At 52.5% G+C, this 21,556-nt stretch carries 22 protein-coding genes and 1 pseudogene; 9 read left to right on the forward strand and 14 right to left on the reverse strand.

Annotated features, from left to right (window positions below):
- Positions 1 to 275: 275 nt before the first annotated feature.
- The 4 genes from J1C59_RS19480 to J1C59_RS19495 all read right to left on the reverse strand — a co-directional run bounded on the left by J1C59_RS19480 (position 276) and on the right by J1C59_RS19495 (position 1,961).
- On the reverse strand, positions 276 to 530 hold the full coding sequence (locus tag J1C59_RS19480; RefSeq protein WP_111138900.1) for a biofilm/acid-resistance regulator YmgB/AriR: 255 nt from the start codon (positions 528 to 530) through the stop codon (positions 276 to 278).
- A gap of 162 nt (positions 531 to 692) precedes the next feature.
- The gene (locus tag J1C59_RS19485; RefSeq protein WP_128084603.1) at positions 693 to 986 is read right to left on the reverse strand and encodes a hypothetical protein; all 294 of its coding nucleotides are present in this window, start codon (positions 984 to 986) and stop codon (positions 693 to 695) included.
- Positions 987 to 1,152: 166 nt separating this feature from the next.
- Positions 1,153 to 1,398, reverse strand: coding sequence for a regulatory protein YcgZ (gene ycgZ / locus J1C59_RS19490; RefSeq protein ID WP_128084604.1), 246 nt, complete (start codon positions 1,396 to 1,398; stop codon positions 1,153 to 1,155).
- A 269-nt stretch (positions 1,399 to 1,667) separates the two neighbouring features.
- On the reverse strand, positions 1,668 to 1,961 hold the full coding sequence (locus J1C59_RS19495) for a hypothetical protein (RefSeq protein WP_128084605.1): 294 nt from the start codon (positions 1,959 to 1,961) through the stop codon (positions 1,668 to 1,670).
- A 449-nt stretch (positions 1,962 to 2,410) separates the two neighbouring features.
- On the opposite strand from J1C59_RS19495, the gene J1C59_RS19500 reads away from it, so the two are divergent.
- Genes J1C59_RS19500 through J1C59_RS19515 form a run of 4 tightly spaced genes read left to right on the forward strand, consistent with a single transcriptional unit; the run spans position 2,411 to position 5,820 of the window.
- Entirely contained in the window at positions 2,411 to 3,325 is a 915-nt protein-coding gene (locus J1C59_RS19500; RefSeq protein WP_128084606.1) for a metal ABC transporter substrate-binding protein, read from the forward strand.
- The gene (locus J1C59_RS19505) at positions 3,322 to 4,119 is read left to right on the forward strand and encodes a manganese/iron ABC transporter ATP-binding protein (RefSeq protein WP_128084607.1); all 798 of its coding nucleotides are present in this window, start codon (positions 3,322 to 3,324) and stop codon (positions 4,117 to 4,119) included. The genes J1C59_RS19500 and J1C59_RS19505 overlap by 4 nt, the downstream gene beginning before the upstream one ends.
- On the forward strand, positions 4,119 to 4,991 hold the full coding sequence (sitC, locus tag J1C59_RS19510; protein WP_128084641.1) for an iron/manganese ABC transporter permease subunit SitC: 873 nt from the start codon (positions 4,119 to 4,121) through the stop codon (positions 4,989 to 4,991). The genes J1C59_RS19505 and sitC overlap by 1 nt, the downstream gene beginning before the upstream one ends.
- Positions 4,978 to 5,820, forward strand: coding sequence for a metal ABC transporter permease (locus J1C59_RS19515; RefSeq protein ID WP_128084608.1), 843 nt, complete (start codon positions 4,978 to 4,980; stop codon positions 5,818 to 5,820). Before sitC ends, J1C59_RS19515 begins: the two co-directional genes overlap by 14 nt.
- Before the next feature lie 13 nt (positions 5,821 to 5,833).
- Here J1C59_RS19515 and J1C59_RS19520 read toward each other — a convergent pair whose 3' ends face one another.
- Complete coding sequence (locus J1C59_RS19520; RefSeq protein ID WP_128084609.1) at positions 5,834 to 6,727, reverse strand: LysR family transcriptional regulator; 894 nt, start codon at positions 6,725 to 6,727, stop codon at positions 5,834 to 5,836.
- 528 nt (positions 6,728 to 7,255) lie between these two features.
- Between J1C59_RS19520 and J1C59_RS19525 the strand changes: the two are divergent.
- A pseudogene (locus J1C59_RS19525) lies at positions 7,256 to 7,644 on the forward strand (hypothetical protein).
- Positions 7,645 to 7,822: 178 nt separating this feature from the next.
- Here J1C59_RS19525 and arsC read toward each other — a convergent pair.
- The 3 genes from arsC to J1C59_RS19540 all read right to left on the reverse strand — a co-directional run bounded on the left by arsC (position 7,823) and on the right by J1C59_RS19540 (position 10,026).
- Positions 7,823 to 8,251, reverse strand: coding sequence for a glutaredoxin-dependent arsenate reductase (gene arsC, locus J1C59_RS19530; protein WP_128084610.1), 429 nt, complete (start codon positions 8,249 to 8,251; stop codon positions 7,823 to 7,825).
- Between the two features lie 49 nt (positions 8,252 to 8,300).
- Positions 8,301 to 9,584 carry an arsenic transporter gene (locus J1C59_RS19535; protein ID WP_128084611.1) on the reverse strand — a complete coding sequence of 428 codons (1,284 nt, stop codon included), beginning with the start codon at positions 9,582 to 9,584 and terminating at the stop codon, positions 8,301 to 8,303.
- 88 nt (positions 9,585 to 9,672) lie between these two features.
- Positions 9,673 to 10,026, reverse strand: a complete 354-nt coding sequence (locus tag J1C59_RS19540; protein WP_128084612.1) for a metalloregulator ArsR/SmtB family transcription factor — start codon at positions 10,024 to 10,026, stop codon at positions 9,673 to 9,675.
- Positions 10,027 to 10,262: 236 nt separating this feature from the next.
- Between J1C59_RS19540 and J1C59_RS19545 the strand changes: the two genes are divergently transcribed.
- Positions 10,263 to 10,865, forward strand: coding sequence for a tyrosine-type recombinase/integrase (locus J1C59_RS19545; protein ID WP_128084613.1), 603 nt, complete (start codon positions 10,263 to 10,265; stop codon positions 10,863 to 10,865).
- A gap of 258 nt (positions 10,866 to 11,123) precedes the next feature.
- On the opposite strand, the gene J1C59_RS19550 is transcribed toward J1C59_RS19545, so the two are convergent.
- Positions 11,124 to 11,762 (reverse strand): TetR/AcrR family transcriptional regulator, encoded by a 639-nt coding sequence (locus J1C59_RS19550; RefSeq protein ID WP_128084615.1) that lies wholly within the window; start codon positions 11,760 to 11,762, stop codon positions 11,124 to 11,126.
- A 174-nt stretch (positions 11,763 to 11,936) separates the two neighbouring features.
- Positions 11,937 to 12,956 (reverse strand): LacI family DNA-binding transcriptional regulator, encoded by a 1,020-nt coding sequence (locus J1C59_RS19555; protein ID WP_140916932.1) that lies wholly within the window; start codon positions 12,954 to 12,956, stop codon positions 11,937 to 11,939.
- A 546-nt stretch (positions 12,957 to 13,502) separates the two neighbouring features.
- Here J1C59_RS19555 and J1C59_RS19560 point away from each other — a divergent pair.
- Positions 13,503 to 14,393, forward strand: a complete 891-nt coding sequence (locus J1C59_RS19560; RefSeq protein WP_128084616.1) for a sugar phosphate isomerase/epimerase family protein — start codon at positions 13,503 to 13,505, stop codon at positions 14,391 to 14,393.
- Positions 14,394 to 14,844: 451 nt separating this feature from the next.
- Positions 14,845 to 15,855, forward strand: coding sequence for a Gfo/Idh/MocA family oxidoreductase (locus tag J1C59_RS19565; RefSeq protein ID WP_128084617.1), 1,011 nt, complete (start codon positions 14,845 to 14,847; stop codon positions 15,853 to 15,855).
- A 74-nt stretch (positions 15,856 to 15,929) separates the two neighbouring features.
- On the opposite strand, the gene J1C59_RS19570 is transcribed toward J1C59_RS19565, so the two are convergent.
- Genes J1C59_RS19570 through iolE form a run of 3 tightly spaced genes read right to left on the reverse strand, consistent with a single transcriptional unit; the run spans position 15,930 to position 19,077 of the window.
- Complete coding sequence (locus J1C59_RS19570; RefSeq protein WP_128084618.1) at positions 15,930 to 16,961, reverse strand: Gfo/Idh/MocA family protein; 1,032 nt, start codon at positions 16,959 to 16,961, stop codon at positions 15,930 to 15,932.
- Positions 16,962 to 16,972: 11 nt separating this feature from the next.
- Entirely contained in the window at positions 16,973 to 18,160 is a 1,188-nt protein-coding gene (locus J1C59_RS19575; protein ID WP_128084619.1) for a Gfo/Idh/MocA family protein, read from the reverse strand.
- Entirely contained in the window at positions 18,157 to 19,077 is a 921-nt protein-coding gene (gene iolE / locus J1C59_RS19580; protein WP_140916862.1) for a myo-inosose-2 dehydratase, read from the reverse strand. The genes J1C59_RS19575 and iolE overlap by 4 nt, the downstream gene beginning before the upstream one ends.
- A 724-nt stretch (positions 19,078 to 19,801) precedes the next feature.
- Here iolE and J1C59_RS21940 point away from each other — a divergent pair.
- Positions 19,802 to 19,954 carry a GFA family protein gene (locus tag J1C59_RS21940; protein WP_479687493.1) on the forward strand — a complete coding sequence of 51 codons (153 nt, stop codon included), beginning with the start codon at positions 19,802 to 19,804 and terminating at the stop codon, positions 19,952 to 19,954.
- A gap of 309 nt (positions 19,955 to 20,263) precedes the next feature.
- Here J1C59_RS21940 and J1C59_RS19595 read toward each other — a convergent pair whose 3' ends face one another.
- The gene (locus J1C59_RS19595; protein ID WP_128084620.1) at positions 20,264 to 21,523 is read right to left on the reverse strand and encodes a chloride channel protein; all 1,260 of its coding nucleotides are present in this window, start codon (positions 21,521 to 21,523) and stop codon (positions 20,264 to 20,266) included.
- Between the last annotated feature and the right edge of the window lie 33 nt (positions 21,524 to 21,556).

Raw genomic sequence — 21,556 nt, forward strand, 5'->3', positions numbered from 1 at the left:
TTTATTCACCCGGCCGCCGCTTATATTTCAGCCAGGATATCAGCCGGCTTTCTGCTCATAAAATAACCGGTAAAACCGAACTTCTGTTTTATCACTGTCTGCGGAAGCGATATATCCGCAGAGATAAAATTGCTTTCGAATTTCATTCCCTCTGACAGGGTATGAGGCATAAATATCAGAACGTTATGTAAGAATTTTCTTAAGGAATCCGGGTTTTCGCAAGCCGGAATAAACGGGAGAAACCTGCGCCGTCAGAGACAGCGCAGGAAAGGGGATCAGATGCCGGTATCGTCAGGCGTACGTCCTACCACAATTTCCAGCGTTTTACGCAGCACATCCAGCCGGACCACATCTGACGTACATTCCAGCTCCGCAATCAGATAGAGAATAATGGCTTTATTGGTGACGCGGCCCTGATCGGCCACGATGTCACGGATCAGCGCGCCGAGCAGTTCGGTTTCCTGAGCCAGCAGATCACCTTCGCCACGAAAGTAGTCAATGATGGAAGAATCTGATGAAGAGTGTTGCATGATTTTTTCGTTCTCTGAAGAAAATTAGTCAGACGCAATGGTTAAGGTCAAAACGAGTGTAGATGCTGTTTTCGTTTTGCCCAGCCTGCATAAAAACATCTTCTGCTGCTTTGCCGCTTCGCTTATTGCCAGCCGCGCGCAACAGGTAAGCAATACCTTCAATCAGTGCTTTTTGGACCCCTCAGGCGGGCCATCACTGGTCATGCGATGGGCCGTCTTATCGCGTTCCGCACCGTCGTTCTGGACACGTTTACGCGCAGCAACCATGCCGTTCCGCACCTCGGTGATGGCTCTGCGGATGATCGACACTTTCGCGTCGCTTTCCGCATTCGCTGCCATCAGCTCGAGCTGCGCGATCAGGGCGTTACTGGACACCGGTTTGTCTGACTTCAGCAATGTAAGAACGGCTTCACCGATCATCACATCTGTCAGTTTCTCATCTTCACTTCTGTACATACTGGCTTCTCTGATTACGAATCAATGGCCATGCTGCGGGTCCGTATGCGTCATCGGGTGCGGTCGGGCGCACCGGATACGGGAAAGCAGTACTGGGCTTTTACTACGTTAAACCGTCCTGGACTGGCTGAAATCGGGCATCCTGAATCTGCTGCCGGAAAGGGGATTAATCTTCGCGGCGGAAAAGCATCGAAATTAATTCGTGCAGGTGCTGCTCTTCTTCCGGCGTTGACGCCTGTTCCAGGCGACGCAGAAGCTTACTGCAAATCGCTTTGCGGCTGAGGCTATTGCCTGCGCGCAGAATTTCTACCACAACAGAACCCAGCGTTTCCTGTTGAGAAGGGGAGCTGGCCTGATTGAAGTAACGGGCAATGTCGCTGAACGTTTCCGGGGATTGTCCGTTCTGACGCATGTTAATTTCCTCAGGTGATTTAAATCAATCGCACAGCAATGTACAAGTTATACATCACCAAATGCGTAAGTTATACGTTTTTACAAAAAAGTTGTACAAGATTTTGAGTTTTCAAAATTATTATTTTTGTGCAAAAAGTGCTAAACCTTGTAAAACAGGGTGTTGCGGGGGTGTTATCGCGAGGGGTAAATTGTACCAGAAAGTTGTATCGTTTCAATCCCGACCTGCTCCGACCCGCTGTACAGGTCGGAAGAAATCAGGCACTGAGGTCAGTGCCTGAAATAGATGTCATCAGCAGATTCAGAAACAGCAGGGTCTGTCGCGGTAGTTCCGGACAGCCAGTTTGCCGCGCCGGTACGGCGGGAACCAATTGTTTTAAATCCTGATAACCATTGACGCGCATCCTGCATCTGCTCAAGGCGGGACTCGTTGACCTCTGAGCCCGCCATGATCAGCAGCTCTTTAATCAGCAGTTCAACGTTCACTTCCTGACCGGCATTAAACAGGTTCATTGCGGCTTCGCCAATGATGACATTCGCTTTTTCGTCGCTGGAAAAAAACAAAATATCCTCCTGGGTGATTGCGGTAAGTAACTTTAACTCTAGCAAAAAAAATTACCAGATTTAATCAATTCAGCCTATCAATAAGATTATTTTAATTGTCTGGTTTACAGACTGAGCACCTTCTGACGCGCGGCGATCAGGTTTCTGGCGGGTAGCCGGGCGGACTGCTTTTCATCTGACGTAAGGCGGATGATGACACGCTCTGCCAGCGACAGTGCGCGGCAACCGTACCGCTCAGTCGAAATCCGTGCGATACAAACTTCGTGGGTTACAAACGCGAACTCACGCGATATCAACAGGATAATCCCATCATTGACAAAACTTCACATCCAGCCTCCCACGCTTAAGAAACTTCACATCCGGGCGCTGTCAAAAATTTATAGCCTGTGCTATAAAAATTAGCACGGGCTAATAATGTCTGATTTTTCATCATCTCTGGAGAGCGCCTCATGGTCCCGACAAAAAAGATCGGCGTGTTTTTAACCGGCGTGCTGCTGAGCGCGCTGATGACCACCAGCAGCTATGCAACAGAAAAACTTAAGGTCGTAACAACCTTCACCGTTATCGCGGACATGGTCAGTAACGTCGCGGGGGAGGCGGCAGAGGTCGTTTCCATTATCCGGCCGGGCGCGGAGATACATGACTATCAGCCCACACCGGGCGACATCAAACGGGCTCAGGGTGCGCGGTTAATCATGGCGAACGGGCTTAATCTGGAGCGCTGGTTTGAACGTTTCTATCAGCACCTCGACGGCGTGCCGGAAGTGGTAGTTTCGGCTGGCATTCAGCCAATCGGCATCGGCGAAGGCCCTTACAACGGAAAACCCAACCCTCACGCCTGGATGTCACCCGACAATGCGCTGATTTATGTCGATAACATCCGTGATGCCCTAATCCGGCATGATCCGGCCCATGCAGAAATCTATCGCCAGAATGCGGCGGCCTATAAACAGAGAATCACTGCGACGCTGGCGCCGCTTCGGCAGCAGATTGCCCGCCTCCCGGAGGATAAACGCTGGATAGTGACCAGCGAGGGCGCGTTTTCCTATCTGGCCCGTGATCTGGGCATGAAAGAGCTCTATCTCTGGCCGATTAATGCCGACCAGCAGGGTTCGCCGCAGCAGGTGAGAAAGGTCATTGATCAGGTCAGGAAGCAGGCGATCCCGGCGGTATTCAGTGAAAGCACCGTCTCAGACAAACCTGCCCGTCAGGTCGCGCGTGAAACCGGCGCACATTACGGCGGCGTGCTCTACGTCGATTCGCTGAGTGCGGCCGACGGCCCCGTACCGACCTATCTCGACCTCCTTCATGTCACCACCCGCACGCTGGTGCAGGGCATTACCGCAGGAGAAAAATCAGAATGAGTGACACTATCGTGGCTTCCGGCGTCACCGTGATTTATCGCAATGGCCATACCGCCCTGCGGGATGCCAGTTTCAGCATACCGGGCGGGTCGATTGCGGCGCTGGTGGGCGTGAACGGTTCCGGTAAATCGACGCTATTTAAGGCGCTGATGGGGTTTGTCCGGCTCGCCAGCGGCACCATCTCTGTTCTGGGGAGGCCGACCCGCGAGGCGCTGCGTCAGAGTCTGGTGGCTTATGTGCCGCAGTCGGAAGAGGTGGACTGGTCCTTTCCGGTGCTGGTGGATGATGTGGTCATGATGGGGCGCTACGGTCACATGGGCCTGCTGCGCCGTCCGACAGCGCACGACCAGCAGATTGTCAGTGAGGCGCTGGCGCGGGTTGATATGCTGGACTTCCGGCATCGCCAGATTGGCGAACTCTCTGGCGGGCAGAAGAAAAGGGTCTTTCTGGCGCGCGCCATCGCCCAGCAGGGCCGCGTGATCCTGCTGGACGAACCTTTTACCGGCGTGGATGTACAGACCGAGGCGCGGATCATCGCTCTGCTGGGCGAACTGCGCGATGAAGGTAAGACCCTGCTGGTTTCAACCCATAATCTGGATTCCGTCACTGCCTTCTGCGATTACACCGTGATGGTGAAAGGCACGGTTCTCGCCAGCGGCCCGACCCGGACCACCTTTACAGCGGCCAACCTTGAACGCGCCTTCGGCGGTGCGCTGCGTCATGCCGTGGTTGACGGGCCTGTGACTGACGCACAGCCTCTGTCCCGGCCTTCGCAGGCAGGGGAGGCCAGATGATGGCGTGGCTGCTGGAACCTTTCAGTTATCACTACATGCTCAACGCGATGTGGGTCTCTGCAATGGTTGGCGCGCTCTGCGCGTTTCTCTCCTGCTATCTGATGCTCAAAGGCTGGTCGCTGATAGGCGATGCGCTTTCACACTCGATAGTACCGGGCGTCGCAGGCGCTTACATGCTGGGTCTGCCGTTTGCGCTGGGCGCGTTTCTCTCCGGCGGCCTGGCGGCGGGCAGCATGCTGCTACTGAACCAGCGCACCCGCCTGAAGGAGGATGCAATTATCGGCCTGATCTTCTCCTCCTTCTTTGGTCTCGGCCTGTTTATGGTGTCGCTCAATCCGACGGCGGTGAACATTCAGACCATCGTGCTGGGCAATATTCTGGCGATCGACCCCGCTGACATTTTTCAGCTGGGCCTGATTGGGGGAGTGTCGGCCCTGATTCTGCTGTTTAAATGGAAAGATCTGATGGTCACCTTCTTTGACGAGAACCACGCGCGCGCCGTCGGGCTGCACCCCGAACGGCTGAAAATCCTGTTTTTTACGCTGCTGGCCGCGTCGACGGTGGCAGCTCTGCAGACCGTCGGGGCATTTCTGGTGATCTCTCTGGTGGTGACGCCGGGCGCTACGGCCTGGCTGCTCACCGACCGCTTTCCGCGTCTGCTGACGATCGCGGTGGCTATCGGCAGCGTCACCAGTTTTCTGGGTGCCTGGGCAAGCTACTACCTGGATGGCGCAACGGGCGGCATCATCGTGGTGGCGCAGACCTTGCTGTTCCTGCTGGCGTTTCTCTTTGCCCCGAAACAGGGTTTACTGGCTCAACGCCGTCGCAGTCGCTATCAGAGTGAGAAGGAGCTGGCTGATGTGGATCCTTGAACCTTTCCGGTTTGCTTTTATGAACAGCGCCCTGCTGACGGCGCTGATGGTGGCGATCCCCTGTGCCATCCTGTCAGTGTTTCTGGTGCTGAAAGGGTGGGCGCTGATGGGCGATGCCATGAGCCATGCGGTTTTCCCCGGCATTGTGCTCGCCTGGATGGCGGGCCTGCCGCTGGCGGCAGGCGCCTTTGTCGCGGGCGTGTTCTGCGCCGTTGCCAGTGGATTTTTGCAGGACAACAGCCGCATCAAACAGGATACGGTGCTGGGGATCGTCTTCTCAGGCATGTTTGCGGCGGGGCTGATCCTTTATATCGCGGTTAAACCTGACGTGCATCTCGATCATATCCTGTTTGGTAATATGCTCGGCATCACCGGCGCGGACATGCTCCAGACCGCGATCATCGCCGTAGTGATCGTGGCCGTGATGGCGCTGAAGTGGCGGGACTTTATGCTGTTCAGCTTCGATGCACAGCAGGCGCAGGTTTCGGGGTTACCCACACGCTGGCTGCATTATGGGCTGCTCTGCATGGTCTCGCTGACGATTGTGGCGACGCTGAAAGCGGTCGGGATTATCCTGTCGATCTCCCTGCTGATCGCACCGGGCGCGATTGCGGTGCTGCTTACCCGCCGGTTTTCCCAGGCGCTACTGGTGGCCGTCATCGTGTCCGTGCTGGTGTCACTGAGCGGAGTCTATCTCTCGTTCTTTATCGACAGCGCGCCCGCTCCAACCATCGTCGTACTGTTCGCGCTGGTGTTTGTCGTGGCGATGGTCATAGCCGGACGTCAGGCCCGGCAGGCTCAGCTTCAGATACGGGATGTCCGCCGATAGCTTTTTCAGCGTATCAGCCGCGATAGCGCACCGCTTCAAGCAGCAGCGCAAAAGCGCGGGTGTGCTGTCGGCGGCTGGGGTAATAGAGGAAGTAGCCCGGAAAGGGTTCACACCACTCCTGCAGCACCTGAACCAGACGGCCCTGTTTCAGATGTTCCGCCACGCTATCCTGCGGAACACAGGCGATCCCCATCCCGCTCAGCGCGGCGTCGATGCGCAACGGGAGATGGTTAAAGATTAATTGCCCCTGCGTTTTGACTCTGATGGGCTTGCCATCACGCATAAATTCCCAGCTGTAGAGTCCGCCCAGCGTCGGCAGACGCAGATTGATGCAGTTGTGATGCTGCAGTTCATATGGCGTCGCCGGTTTGCCATATTGCTTAAAATAGGCGTGAGTGGCGACCACGCACATAGTCCAGTCCGGCCCGATACGCACCGCGACCATATCCTTTTCAACCTGCTCACCCAGCCGCACGCCAGCGTCGAAGCGATCGCTGACGATATCGGTCAGGCTGTTATCCACGGAAAATTCGAGATTCACGTCGGGATAACGCTGCAGAAAGGGTTTCAGACGCGGCCAGAGTGTCGAAGTAAGCGCATGCTCACTTGAGGTGATCCGGATCGTGCCCGCGATCATATCCTGACGCTCAGTGACACTGACCAGCTCCGACTCGATTTCGCTGAACAGCGGGGCGAGCGTTCTGATCAGCTGTTCACCCGCTTCTGTCGGGGCGACGCTGCGGGTGGTGCGTGTCAGCAACCGGACGTTGAGGCGCGTTTCCAGCCCGCGAATGGCATGGCTGAGGGCAGACTGGGAGATGCCCAGCTTCGCCGCCGCCCGGGTAAAGCTGCGCGCTTCCGCCACGACGACCAGATAAATTAAATCGTTTACGTTTTCTTTCAGCATCGGTTGTGTGACCTGGAAAAGGGAAAAGCAGGGGATTGGGTCCCGGTACGGTGATATGCGTTGCTATAAGACCTGAAATCGTTGCCTGTCATTGCACTTTTTGCGGCATGATGACCACGCTAAGTGGATAAAGGATAAAGTCAGGCTGAACAGGCATACCTTAATATTCAATCACAAAAAACATACGAGTAAGTCTTGTTGATTAAGGGCAGGCTGGCAGGCGGCCTCATTCGTGAAGCAGAATAGCCGACGCGATTTCTCCTGATCCTACACTGTATGCCGGGAGGCATCTGTGCATCTGCAGAGCGGAGAGCAGGCAGTATACTCACCACGCTATAGTCTGTAGGCAGACAGCATTTCAGATTAACTAAGGACTGTTAAAACGATTCAGTCATTACAACACCAGATCCTTATCAAGAAATGGAATGGTTTGCCGAAATAGACAGCAGGTATTATTTCTGAAATAGAAAAGGGTCTTAATGACATGAAAAAACTTTTATTTCTGAAATAGAAAAGGGTCTTAATGACATGAAAAAACTTTTATTTCTGATTCCGCTAATTTTTACTGCGCCGGTAGAGGCTGCTGATGTCACGGTAGGCCAGGCCTGTAAGGCGGCTTCTGCTGCAATGTTTGGCCGCGATTATAAAATCATGCAGCTCGATAAAGTCGAATCAGGTATTGCCTATGTACATTACATTCGGCAGGATGATGACACCCGCTGGGCCATCAAATGCAAGCTTACAGGTGATCAGATTATGTGGGCATCTGACAATCCCGACAGCATTGGTCGCTGGCGGGATGATCCCGCAGACAGTACGGTAAGATATGCTGTTAAAGGTAAAAAAATTATTATTACCGAGCGCTACAGCGATGTTTCAGCACCACTAACGCTTATCCTCTGAATCAGCTGAAGTGACTCTAGCCTCCTCCCTGTCATAAAGATAACTCTTATCATCATTAAGTTGTGGGCGTTGGTGTCGTCTGCGCGTCGCTCATAGCATAAATCTAGCTGCCATAGTCTGCTTTGTGCCAGAAGCGGACTTTGGTTTTAGCTAAACGCTCTATTGATTTCCTGCCGGCAGCAAGCTTAAAAATCAGAAGCTGATCCGGTTTCCGTGTTCATCAATGACTTTTGCGCCGTCCTCTTTCGTAAATGCTCCCTGCTGCGGGTCAGGAAGAATCTCAAGAACAGCTTCCGAAGGGCGACAGAGTCTTGTGCCGAGCGGCGTCACAACCACTGGTCGGTTGATGAGGATGGGGTGAGCCAGCATCGCATTCAGCAGTTCATCATCGCTGAACCGGTCTTCTGCCAGCCCCAGATGCTCATACGGCTCTGTGTTTCTGCGCAGCAGGGCGCGTGCGCTGATACCCATACCGGCTATCAGCTTCTTCAACTCGTCGCGGGATGGTGGCGTCTCCAGATACAAAATCACTGCTGGCTCCACCCCGCTGTTACGGATAAGAGCCAGGGTATTGCGCGACGTCCCGCAGGCCGGGTTGTGGTAAATAGTAATGTCAGTCATAAACGGTACTCCTTTATGGTGCTGCGCAGACGCAGCCCCGGGGTTAAGGTTAAACAGACAGGCGCAGGGCCAGCGCCGCCAGCGTCACAAAAAGCACCGGCAGGGTCATCACAATGCCAACTCGGAAGTAATATCCCCAGCTGACGGTGATTTTTTTCTGCGCCAGTACGTGCAGCCACAGCAGGGTCGCCAGGCTGCCGATGGGGGTGATTTTCGGGCCGAGATCGCAGCCGATGATGTTGGCGTAAACCATCGCCTCCTTCGCCGCGCCCTGAGCCGTACTGCCATCGATGGACAGGGCACCGACCAGGACGGTAGGCATGTTGTTCATCACCGATGACAGAAAGGCCGTCAGAAAACCGGTACCGAGCGTGGCGCCCCAGACGCCGTGCTCGGCAAACCGGTTCAGCACGGCTGAGAGATAATCCGTCAGTCCTGCATTGCGCAGGCCATACACAACGAGATACATACCCAGCGAGAATATGACAATCTGCCAGGGCGCGCCTTTCAGCACTTTACGGGTGTTAATGACGTGCCCTTTCCGGGCAACAAGCCACAGAATAAATGCCGCCACCGCTGCCACCAGACTGACCGGAACGCCGAGCGGCTCCAGGGCAAAAAAACCGGCCAGCAGCAGGAGCAGAACCAGCCATCCGGCTTTAAAGGTTCGCATGTCCCGAATGGCTTCCCGTGGCACTTTGAGTTTCGCCATGTCATAAGTGACCGGGAGGTCTTTACGGAAAAAGAGGTGAAGCATAACCAGCGTGGCCGTCACGGACACGATATTGACCGGCACCATGACAGACGCATATTCGCTGAACCCCAGCTTAAAAAAGTCCGCCGTCACGATGTTGACTAAATTCGATACGATGAGCGGCAGGCTGGATGTGTCCGCGATAAAGCCCGCAGCCATTACAAACGCCAGCGTGGCGCCGGGGCTGAAGCCCAGCGCCAGCAGCATGGCAATGACAATAGGTGTCAGGATAAGTGCCGCCCCGTCATTGGCAAACAGGGCAGCTACTGCTGAACCCAGCAGAACAATAAACGTGAACAGCAGCCTGCCTTTACCGCCTCCCCAGCGGGAAACGTGCAGTGCTGCCCACTCAAAAAAGCCAGACTCATCAAGCAGCAGGCTGATGATAATAACCGCGATAAACGTGGCCGTGGCATTCCAGACAATCTGCCAGACGGCCGGAATATCACCGATATGTACCACGCCGGTCAGCAACGCCAGCGCGGCTCCGATAGCTGCACTCCAGCCAATGCTGAGTCCCTTTGGCTGCCAGATAACCAGCACCAGTGTCAGGACGAATATAGCGGCCGCCAGAAACATACTTTCTCCTATGGATATAAAACCAGTCAACGGAACTAAAAACAGCCCGAAAACAAGTATGAAAAATCATATATGTTAAGGTAAATTTTTAAAGACAGACAGGCTTGCCGTTGGTAGTCGCGTTTCTCATTTCAGCCTGCTGACTGAGTTGCAGAATGTCATCGCGCAGACACAGGTAAACCTGCTCAATCACAGCAGCAGCCCAGGCGGGCATGTGTGGTGACAACCGGTAATAAATCCACTTGCCGTCACGCCTGTCGATAAGCAGACCGGTATCTCTGAGTAATGCCAGATGCCGGGAAATTTTAGGCTGACTTTCTTTCAGCATTGACGTGAGTTCACAGACGCAAAGCTCTCCTTTTTCGCGCAACAGCAGCACCAGATTGAGTCGTGTTTCATCAGAGAGATTTTTGAAAAGCTGAAGAGGCTGAAACTGAGGCATGATGACTCCTGAGTCCGGAAGTGAAGACATTGTCACTGTCTTCAGTAATTGAGTCAATTACACATTCTTTAAATCAGATATGATTTCTAGCAATAGCTCATTTTTTTAACAATGTGCTTAGAGCTGCCTGTAAATGTAAACAGAATGATGTAACCATTCTTTGAGTACTTCACGTCCGCTTTTCGCTCATAAGGGACAACAATACTCAAATCTCCCACATTGCAGGAGATTTGAGTATGAACACGTCACCGTGGAATAAAGACCGTATCATAGGCCAAAAAAGACCACTTCAGATATCTCATATCTGGGGGATTCGAATCCGGCTTGAACTGGAAGGTGAAACGCGTGATTTAGCTCTGTTCAATATGGCCTTAGACAGTAAGCTACGAGGCTGCGATCTGGTGAGCCTCAAAGTATCTGATGTTGTATATGGTAGCTCGGTTTCAAGCAGAGCTACGGTATTGCAACAGAAAACCGGTAGCCCTGTACAGTTTGAGATAACCAAAGGGACAAGAGAAGCTGTTGCTGCATTGATAAAGCTTGGCAATTTGCTCAGTAAAGACTTCTTGTTTCGGTCTCGGATCGGAACTAACCGGCACATATCAACCCGACAATACAGCCGAATTTTTCATGAGTGGGTAGAAAAGCTTGGTCTCGAAGCTTCGCTTTACAGCACACATTCCATGAGAAGAACAAAACCTTACTTGATATACAAGAAAACCAAGAACCTCCGGGTGATCCTACTTCTGTTGGGCCATAAGAAACTGGAAAGCACAGTCCGTTATCTGGGCATCGAAGTCGATGATGCGTTAGAGATATCTGAATCGATTGAAGTCTAAGGTTGTCAGGGCCGCAACAGCAGCCCTGTGCCAGAAGCGGACGTCAGTGTCAGTTACCGGAAAAGGACATTCCGGCGTTTTAAGTAAGAGGCCAAAAGTTTGAGAAAGGCACACATGTCTTTAACTGAGACAATGGAAAGAGTCTTTTGAAAAACTTTCCCTTGTCGACCCAACCACATAAAGCCATGCCATTTTCACATTCGAGCACAACCATTGTATTTCTTCTTTTTCGACGCCGAACAATTGTGCCCACCTCCATCATCTTGATGCCTGTATGGAGGAGCCTTTCACATCTTCATTTCTGTTTAAGAGCACCGATCTGACAATAAATTCGTTACACCTTTGGAGTTCGTCAATTTCGGGCTGAATTTTCCCGTATACTCGCATACCTTCCAGCATCATAAAAATGCTTATTGCCATTGTTCGTGGGCTTTCATCGCACCGAAAAAGCTGCTGCGTCTGACCTCTGCATAGTATTTTTTCCAACTGATTGATTATTGAATTAAATTTATGATGAACCTTACTTTTTATCTCTGCATCACCCGGTATAAGTTCACTGGCCGCGGCAATCGTAAAACAACCTTTTTCTCCATCAGGAGAAGATGATAAAAGCGCTACAAATTTTAACGTTTCGCGCAATGCCTTTTCTGGAGATGACTCCTCATCGCGTTCTGCTGCTCTGGAAAAACCTTCATCCATGTATTGCTGTAAGGCCGCGAGATAGATTGTGCGTTTGTCAGGGTAAAGCTTGTAGATGCTGGCGCTTGCAAGACCAGAGGCTTTCATGAGGTCTGACATTGATGTTGCCCGATATCCTTTTTGCCAGAAGCATTCTAGCGCGGTATTGAGAAATGTTTCAGGGTCAAATTCCCGGGGTCTGCCAACAGAAGCTTTCATTTTATCCTCCAGAAGTGAGAATTAATTGTAGATCGTTCAATCTACAATTAAAAGCACCTTCTCAGATTTACCTGACAAACTTGTACAAGCTGAAAAGCTTGATGAGAAAACGTCTGCTCCTCGCTCATGGCGGACAATAAACTCCAATTTCTTTACTTTCAAAAAAACTGATTTCTAATAAAAATTCTCCTGCGTATAAAGCATAAAGGTAACTTTTCCGCTGTTGTATTCCTCAGGTATTTGACCGTGTTCGAGATAACTCAGCAGGATGTCTACCGACAGCTGCGCATGGCGAGCCGTGTTCTGATCCAGCGTAAGGGCCAGAGCGTTTCTGCTAAACAGTGCTTTCGTGGTGGAATACAATTCGTGAGTAATGAGTGTGCAGGCCTGCGTCAGACGATGCCTCGCCAGAGCCTCGCTGATTTCGGTATTACCCAGGCCGGTGTTGTAAAGTCCCACCACCTCAGCCGACCGCACCAGCTCTTTTTCGAGCAGTCTGCTAATGGTTATGCGGCTTTCCTGACCCGCCAGTACCTCCCGTAATGTCACGTCAGGAAAGCGCTTTTCAAGGACATCGCGAAAGCCCTGAATACGCTGCTGATGGGCGCGGTATTCACTGCGTCCACTCACCACAATCACATCGCCCTGTTGTCTGATCAGGTTGCCCATCATCAGCCCGGCTGTGCGGCCTGCCTGCAGCTGGTCAATGCCAACATGACACAGCCTGTGCGCGCCAGGCAGATCCGTGACGAGGGTCACCACCGGCACTCCGCGTTGTCTGCAGCACTGCAGTGCCTGATAAATAGCAGGATGTTCATGGGCAAAGATAATCAGGGCGTCACGTATCTTGCTGCGTTCTTCAATGAGTACAGCCAGTCTGTCCGGACAGGACTCCGGCACAAAAGTGCGGTGCAGCACTAAGCGGCGATAACCCAGAGCAGTCGCGATGGCGGAAAAATCGCTTGCAAGCTGTCTGAAAAAAAATGAGTCGTCGCCACTAAGTAATACCTCAATCTGCCAGGCATGACGGTGCTCTTCAGGCAGGATGCGCTTCAGGCCAGCCTCACGCGCGGCTTCGAGTACTTTCTGCACGGTCCCTGGAGAGACGCCGCCCCGCTCATTCATTACGCGGTCGACCGTCGCCAGGCTGACACCTGCCCGTTCTGCCAGCATTTCAAGAGTCATTGTCTTCATCAGATTTCCTGCTGAGGTATTTCCCTCAAAATATCTGTTTCTCAGGGTATGCCGACAGGCTAATTTGGCAACATCTTTATCGCTGAACTTTGACCTTCAGACAGATAATCCCCCTGGAGTACAACATTTTTTGCTCTGCCTTTACGTAACTTTGCAGGACACATGCGCAACATACTGCTCAAATGATGGTGAAAGACATTAAAACCTGACAGCTGTTTGTCCGCGCCAGAGTTGTTTAAAAAATCAGATCCACATGTAAACAATGCATCTTTTTTCAGGTAATACGCTGATGGAGCATCCGGCAGCTAATGAAGTTAACCATACGTGACTGTGCATACGGGTCAGGCCAGCGTCAAAGGGATGTAAAACGATGCTCGTTCAGCCAGGGCGTACACGGTGTGGTCAAAGTGCTGATATTCGCTATCAAAAAAATATTGAGATTATCCGGGTTGTGCCGAAGTCAGATAATCTCTGGATTAATCTGTGTAATAACTTTCGTTATCTGAACGCGGGTTCAGCTATCACAAAAAATGGGAAGATAACTTTATGAAAATTGCATTCGACGTAGATGTAATCAGGGATCTCGGTATTCCCGGCATGGTCAGGCAGGTTTCAGAATGGGGATACAAGTATATTGAGCAGTCTCCACATCCGGAAATAAACCCGTTCTATAAACATCCCCGTGCGGGTCACGAGATTATCGATAAGTACAAAAGAGCATTGAGGGAAACTGGCGTTGAAATATCATCATTCATCTGTGTTTACCGGTGGTCTGGTCCGGATGAACTGCGCAGACAGGCGGCCGTAAAAAACTGGAAACGCATGGTTGAAATAGCCGTTGAAATGGGAGTACAGGTCATAAATACAGAGTTAGCGGGCGATCCGAACCAAGCCGAAGTATGCGATGAGATGTTTTATCGTTCAATGGAAACCCTGCTTCCACTGTTTGAACGCGAAGGAATCCGTGTAGAAATTCAGGCTCATCCATGGGACTTTTGTGAAGAAAGTGATGAAACCGTCAACATCGTCAGATCATTCAGGAGTGATAACATCAAGTACGTCTACAGTGTGCCTCATACCTTTTTTTACGATAAAGGTAAAGGCGACGTACAGAATATGATACGCCATGCCGGACGGGATCTGTCTCACGTTTTAATTGCTGATACCATGAACCATACAAAACATTGCCGTTACATTGTAAATCCGCCGGGTGTGGATGCGACTATTCATCAGCATGTTGGCATTGGTGAGGGCGAGGTCAACTTTGACTCACTTTTTAATGCATTGCGCGAAGTTAAATTTGCTGAACAGTCTTTCAGGGTTGGAGGCGAACCTATTATCGCCGCTTCACTATTTGGTTATCCGGAAAAGATGAAGTATCAGGCCGTTGAAACCCGTGAGCGCATAGAACGCGAGTTGCTCTCACCGGAAAACTGAATCACCTGCCGGAATATGCAGAAACTTACTTGTCCCGGGTCTTCCGGATGCGGTCTTATTAGCCCGTCTGCGCGACCTGCCTGCAGCTGGTGAATGCCAGAATAATACAGTCACAGATCCGTGACGAGTGCGACCAGAGTAACGCTGTAGCGCCTGATAAACAGCGGGATGTTCATGGGCAAAGTCAAGAAGTGCGTCATGCGTTTTACTGCACTCTTCCATGCTCACAGCCTGTCTGTTCGGGAAAAGACGGCGCCTGGCTTATTCAGCACGCGGTCGGCCGCAGCGATGCTCACTCCTGCCCGCTCAGCCAGTATTTCAGGCGTAAATGTTTTCATTAGTGTTCCTGCTGAGGTAATTCCCTCAAAACTTACATTTCTCAGGGTATGACGGCAGGCTAATTTGGCAATGTCTTTATCGCTGAAATTTGAACTTCAGACAGGAAATCATCATGACGCAGAAAAAACGTTTTGCCCTGATCGGCTGTGGTTTTATCGGACAGGTACATGCTGCAAACCTTGCGACGCACCCGGGTGTTGAGCTTGCGATGCTGGCCGACCTGGACACGGCCCGTGCCGCCGCACTGGCCGGACAGATGAAGTGCGCGGCGGGCGAAGTCAGCGCCGCCGTTAACAGTGACAATATAGATGCAGTGCTGATAGCCAGCGCAACGCCGTCACATGCTGAACTACTTGAAGCGGCGGCAAGGGCAGGTAAGGCCGTCTATTGTGAAAAACCGATCGATTTGTCACTGGCAAGAGCGACCCGAGTTGCTGAAAACGTGCTGCCCCTGAAGACAAAAATAACGATCGGCTTCAATCGCCGTTTTGACAGCAGTCATCAGCAATTAAAGCGTCAGCTGGAACAGGGAACTTCCGGGCGTCCTGAGTTAATCCAGATGGTCTGCCGTGCGTCGGAACTTCCGCCGCTCAGTTACCTTAAATCTTCCGGCGGCCAGATGCGTGACCAGGCGATCCATTTTTTCGACCTGCTGCGCTGGCTGACAGCCGATGACGTTATTTCAGTGGGCGCTATGGGTGCCGCACTGGCAATGCCTGCCATCAGCGAGTTTGGCGATGTGGATACGTCGGTGCTGATTATGCAGATGCAGCAGGGCGCGTTTGCGCAGCTCGATAACACGCGTCGTACGGGCTATGGCTATGATGAAAGGATCAGTGTGATGGGAGAAAAAGGGCTGGCAGAGTCAGGTTCCCAGAGCCCGCAGGGGATGACGCTTTACCAGGGAAAAGCCATTGTAAAGCAGGGTCTTTATGCGGACTGGTTCAGCCGTGTCCAGGGCACGTACTATCAGCATCTTGACGCGTTTGTCCGCTCTCTGAACGGGGAGGATGTGGCTGATTTACCCGGACTGCTGGATGGGATTCAGGCGCAGGCGATCGCAGAAGCCGCGACGAAATCCCTGACAACCGGAATGTTCTGCCCGGTCGACAGGGTGTTCTGATAAATGTCCGGGGCCGGTCCTGTCAGGATATGGCCCCGGAAGCTACGGATACTCAGCCCTGGCTGCTGCAGATTTCAGCGCTCTTCGTTGAATACTATCCCGAGCTGTCCCCTCACCGTATCCATAGCTGTCAGAGTACTGAGTACGGCGGACAACGGGCGAACGGGCGAGTCGTTTAATGCCTGCCCCACGCACCATGAAAAATGCCGGATTTCATGACAGAGCTGCGCGTAACGGCTGGCGGTTTCTTCCCAGCACAGCGTGTGGCCACCCTGGCTTGAGGTCAGCACAAATCCGCCGGGTGCATAAAACTGTCCCGCCAGAACCAGAGTGGCATCGCGTCCCGCAATCACCGCACTTCCGGGCGTATTACTGAACAGGGTCGTGTTCAGCACCGAATGCATGCCACAGGCATGTTCGAATAGCATAGAAGCCTGCCCATTAACATTCCGTTCTGCCGGTTGTCCGCTGGACTGGATGCGGACCGGTGCACCTGCCACCATCACGCTCAGCGAAACCAGATAACTGCCTAAATCCAGCATCGGACCTCCGGCCAGATCGGCATTAAAGATGCGGTGATCCTGCGTAAAAAACTCGCCGTGATCGGCAATCAGGGTATGAAGATCACCCAATACCCCGTCGTTTAAAAGCTGACGCAGCACATCGTATTTTGGCGCGAAATCACACCACATGCCTTCCATACACAACAGGTCTTTCTGACGGGCCTTCGCCTGCAGGGCCTCCGCCTCCCTGACATTCAGCGCCAGAGGTTTCTCAATCAGCACATGTTTACCCGCATTCAGTGCTTTCATGCCATCCGGAAAATGATGGTTATGCGGTGTGGCGATGTAGATTGCGTCCAGATCCTTCATTGCCAGCATTTCATCTGTACTGCTGCAGGCCGCCGGAATTGCCCAGCGCTCGGCGAATGCCTGTGCTTTTACTTTGTTTCTTGCTGATACTGCAACCAGCTGCTGTCCGGTGTGCGCTTTCAGTGCGCGGGCAAAGTGTTCGGCGATCCAGCCGGGGCCGATAATTCCCCAGCGCAGTACGGGTATCGACTTTTCAGAGGGCAGTCGCGGGACGGGCAGGGATGAGGGAAACATAGTGATTCCTTTTAAGCATTGTTCTGGCGGTTGCCTGCAACTGCAACCCACTGACGGGATATAATGGACTGCTCGATGGCGGTCAGGATTTGCTGGTTCTGCAGGCCAAATGCAAAGTCCGGATAACAGTCGCTATCGCTGCAGATCCCCTGAACCAGGTCATGAACTTCGATGACTTTGACATCAAAATACCCGAGTCCGCCGCCGCCAAAATCGAATCCGAAGAAGCCGGAATAGGCCGGGATCTGGCTGCCTGCATACAGGGTCTTGAAGCCCCGATCGTGTCTGTCATCACTGAAGCGATAAACCTGCAGCTCATTGAAACGTTCGCCGTCCATATAAAGGGTGCCCTCGGTACCGGAAACCTCCCAGAACACACCGAAAATGCGACCGGCAGCCAGGCGTGAGGCTTCAATCACGCCGCTGGCCCCGCTTTCAAAGCTGACAAGACACTGTACCTGGTCGTCGTTTTCAACCTCACGCCATTCTGCCTGGTCATCAATCCGGCTGGCATAACCGGCGTCCACCTGAGGAACAGGGCGCTGCCGGAGGTAGGTCTGCGCGCTGGCCGTTACCTCGCTGATCTCACCCATGAGAAACTGCGCGACGGAAAGGGTGTGAGCCCCCAGGTCGCCCAGAGATCCGCTACCGCCCAGGCTTCTGGAGCAGCGCCATGACCAGGGCAGCTCCGGGTCATTGTAAAAACCCTGGTCAAAGGTGCCGCGAAAGCGGATTGGCGTACCGATATCGCCGCGCTCAATAATCTGTTTTGCCAGCAACGCTGCGGGCGTTTTGATGTTATTAAAGGCCACCATCGTTTTGACGCCGGCCTGCTCTGCTGCCAGCGTCATCTGCAGTGCCTCCTGCGAACTGACGGCCAGTGGTTTTTCACAGTACACGTGCTTGCCTGCTGCAATCGCTGCCAGCGCCATTTCAAAGTGCAGATGGTTGGGTGAGGTGATATCCACTACGTCAACCTGCGGATCGTTAATCAGATCACGCCAGTCCCCGTAGGCCTTATCAGCCCCGAAGCGCACCGCATTCTCGTCCGCTAAGGCCTGATTCTGATCGGCCAGTGCATAGAGACGAGGACGCTTCGGCAGGTCCGGATAAATCATTGCTGCGCGGCGGTAGGCATCAGCATGTGCCTGCCCCATGAATCCCGAGCCGATTAAACCAATATTGAGGTTGTCTTTCATTGGACGGTTTCCTTTGCAGAAAGAGACGGTGAAAAAGTGTTTTTTACCCATTGAAACGCCCGGGACACGGCAGCAGACGGCTCTTCTTTTTGCGGGTCCTGCTCCGCCTCGACTATCAGCCAGCCCTGATAGTCTGCGTGCGCAATGAAGTCAGTCAGCGGAGAATAATCAATACAGCCCTCTCCCGGCACAGTGAAGAGTCCCGCGCGTACCGCATCGTTAAAGCTCAGGTCGTTTTCCAGAACCTGATGCAGGACATCGGCACGGACGTCTTTCAGATGAATGTGCACGATACGGTGTCCAAACTTTTCAGTTATCTCAGCCAGGTTAACACCAGCGGCAAAAGCGTGTCCGGAGTCCAGAACCAGTCCCACACTGTCGGAGGTTTTAATCAGAAATTCTTCCAGTTCATGATGCTGCTCAACCAGCATCATCAGATGATGATGGTAGGCTAGTTTCAGGCCGAACCTGTCCAGCAGAATATCAGCGAACCCGCTGACTTTACGGGCATATTCATCCGCATCCAGGCAGCTCAGAGGCGGAGAAAGAGAGAGAGGCTCGTCCAGCGGATGACTGCCAGGCATGCAGCCGCATTCGCCGTAAACCATAACTTCTGCCCCTGATGCTCTGAGAAGTGCGGCGTGTGATTCCACGGCCGCGATTTCATCGGCAACGCCGCGTTCGGCAAGGAAACCGCTATGCCAGCCGGAAGCAAGCTGGAGTCCGGCCTTATGCAACACCGGGGCTAACTCCGCATGGGTACGGGGAAATTTTCTGCCCAGCTCAATTCCCTGATAACCGGCAGATGCAGCCTGTGTCAGACAGGTTTCAAGTGAAATACTCTCGCCCAGATCGGGCAAAACATCATTGGTCCAGCTCAGCGGGCTTACACCTAATCGAATATGTGGACTCATCAGGACATACCTCCTTACAGGTCAGTCTGAGAGCACTATATGGATGGTGTAACTGGAATTGTTACCGGTTCAATGAGGTAAAACCCTCATCCGGAGAAAATATAATGCCTGCCTGTTTCATATTGTTATTGATTGGAAGAAACGCAAATATTAACCCGCTCGTCGGGTTAATAAGTCGCCTCGCTCTGGTCCTTTTACCACTTACCGTCCTGCGGCTGGAAATCATCAGTGTTAAACAGCAGGGCACCCATGCGATGCCGGGCGAAGAAATAAGGGGCTGGAATTTATCTGCCCTGTAATAATAAGGAATAACGTCTGGATGGAGCTGGGGTCTCTGTTCTTCCCTGCGTCACCATTGGCTCGGATAGTATTATCAATGCCGGTGCGGTTGTCCTCAGGGGTGTACCTCAAGGCGTACTGGTAGCAGGTAACCCCGCGACATTGTCAGGTAAATAACTGAAGAATATAAACGACGATAATTCTGAACAGCTCTTCCCTTAACTTCAATAGCGGATGCGAAGACCCTTATATGTGTTTATGTCCTAATGTCCGCTTTTCGCTCATGGCGGACATTGGCCTGAGCGTCAGTTCGCTTAGTGCCAGAAACAGACGTTCAGGCTATAGAAAACGATCAGACTAAACAGGAATGAAGGTCTTCTGGCGAGGTAAGTAGTCCTGTGTTTAGTATGGAATAGTGGGTAATGTCCAGAGGGTATCAGGAGCAATTATGAAGGGAAGCTGTCTGTGTAAGAAAATCCAAAATGAATGTGATGAGCTGAAAGGTGTAACAGTCAATTGCCACTGTCACACCTGCAGAAAAGCACACGCCGCCCCATATGCGCCAACAGCTGCTGTTAAACGCAAAAATTCAGATGGTTAAAAGGCAGTGAATACCTGAGCTCTTATACTTCTTCTCCAGATAAACTTCGTCATTTCTGTTCAGTGTGCGGCTCTCAGCTGATAGCAGAAAGGCCTCATTAAAGCCATGCAATAGTACATGTTGCAACACTGGATGAGCCACCTTCTTCTACGGCAATTGCACATATATGGTGCTGTCATGACGTTCCATGGTTCAATGAAAATCATGACACACCATATTACGATGAATGGCAGAAAGGCCGCTGATCATAACCGACGTTAAATTAACAGCGAGGCACGCCTTTCGCTCTTAACTGACGTCCTCACCATTTCAGTATTGGTATTTTCCATCAAGAATGCGGCAGGTGAGATAGGAGCCTGCCGTGCATAACAGCACCGGAACAAAATAACTGTGCTCCATCTGGGTAAACTCCATCACAAGGACGACTGCGGTAAGGGGCATCTGCATGGATGCCGCCAGAAATGCCGCGCCTCCAACAAGTGCAAAACTGGGGGCATTACCGCCAGGAAAAATAATCTGCCATCCGACACAAAGCAGAAGACTCAAGAGCCCGCCGACCGCCAGGGCTGGCGTCAGCAGGCCTCCCTCCGCGCCGCCCCGCAGAACGGCCAGGATTACCAGAAGTTTCAGTCCCAGCAAAACAGCAGCGTGGCGATAATCAAGTTCATCACTGATGGCCATCTGCATTGGTCCCTTACCATTACCCGGTAACTGAGGATAATAAAGACTCAGGAGTGCGAGCATGGTAAAGGCAATCAGACAGATAACGGGCATCTGCCAGTTACTTTTGACCCCGGCGCGGGCTTTCCCTGTGATAATCCGGAATCCCCATGCCGCCAGGCCCAGCAGCGGGCCAGCAAGACAGGCCCAGAGTATGAAAGTATGAGGAAGCGCAACGGACAGAAAATGATACTGCGATTCATTCCCCAGGCCGAGTGTCGCGATCCAGGCGGCGAGTGCAGAGGTGACGACGGCGGCGAAGGCTTTTTCCCAGCTAAAAGCGATCAGCAGAACTTCCAGACTAAACAAGGCGCCTGCCAATGGCACATTATAGACAGCCGCCAGGCCAGCACCTGCACCACAGGCAATCAGAATCCGCACCTCATCTTCGATTAAACCTAAGCGGCGCGCGATGACGCCTCCGGCAAGCGCCCCCATTTCACGTGGGGCAACCTCTCGTCCCAGTGGGGAACCCAGCGCAACAGTCACGATCTGGAGCAGCGCATGAAGGGTCGTGGTGCCCGGTGGCATTGCCCGGGAGGGCACAGAAACGGCGTCCTTGATCGAGACGCGAGGTTGACCATAACGACCCAGCAACCACCATCCGAAGCCCGCGATAACACCGCCAGTCACAATGGCTGCAATGCGCCGCACGAAAGAAGAATCACTGACGCCCTGAAGAAAAGAGACCGTCCCGATGACATGCGTCAGGCTGTAGCCGAATGCGTAATGCTGCACTGCGTGTAAAATCAGCCCCAGCGCCATCCCTGCCAGACCTGCCGCTAAGCCTGTTGTGATAACAGCAACTAGCCTGATGAGATAACTGACGTTTCCTGCCAAATATTTCATTTTTTCTGAATCCCTGATTTTTCATCTCGGTAT

The sequence above is a fragment of the Pantoea deleyi genome, assembly GCF_022647325.1.
Lineage (GTDB): Bacteria > Pseudomonadota > Gammaproteobacteria > Enterobacterales > Enterobacteriaceae > Pantoea > Pantoea deleyi.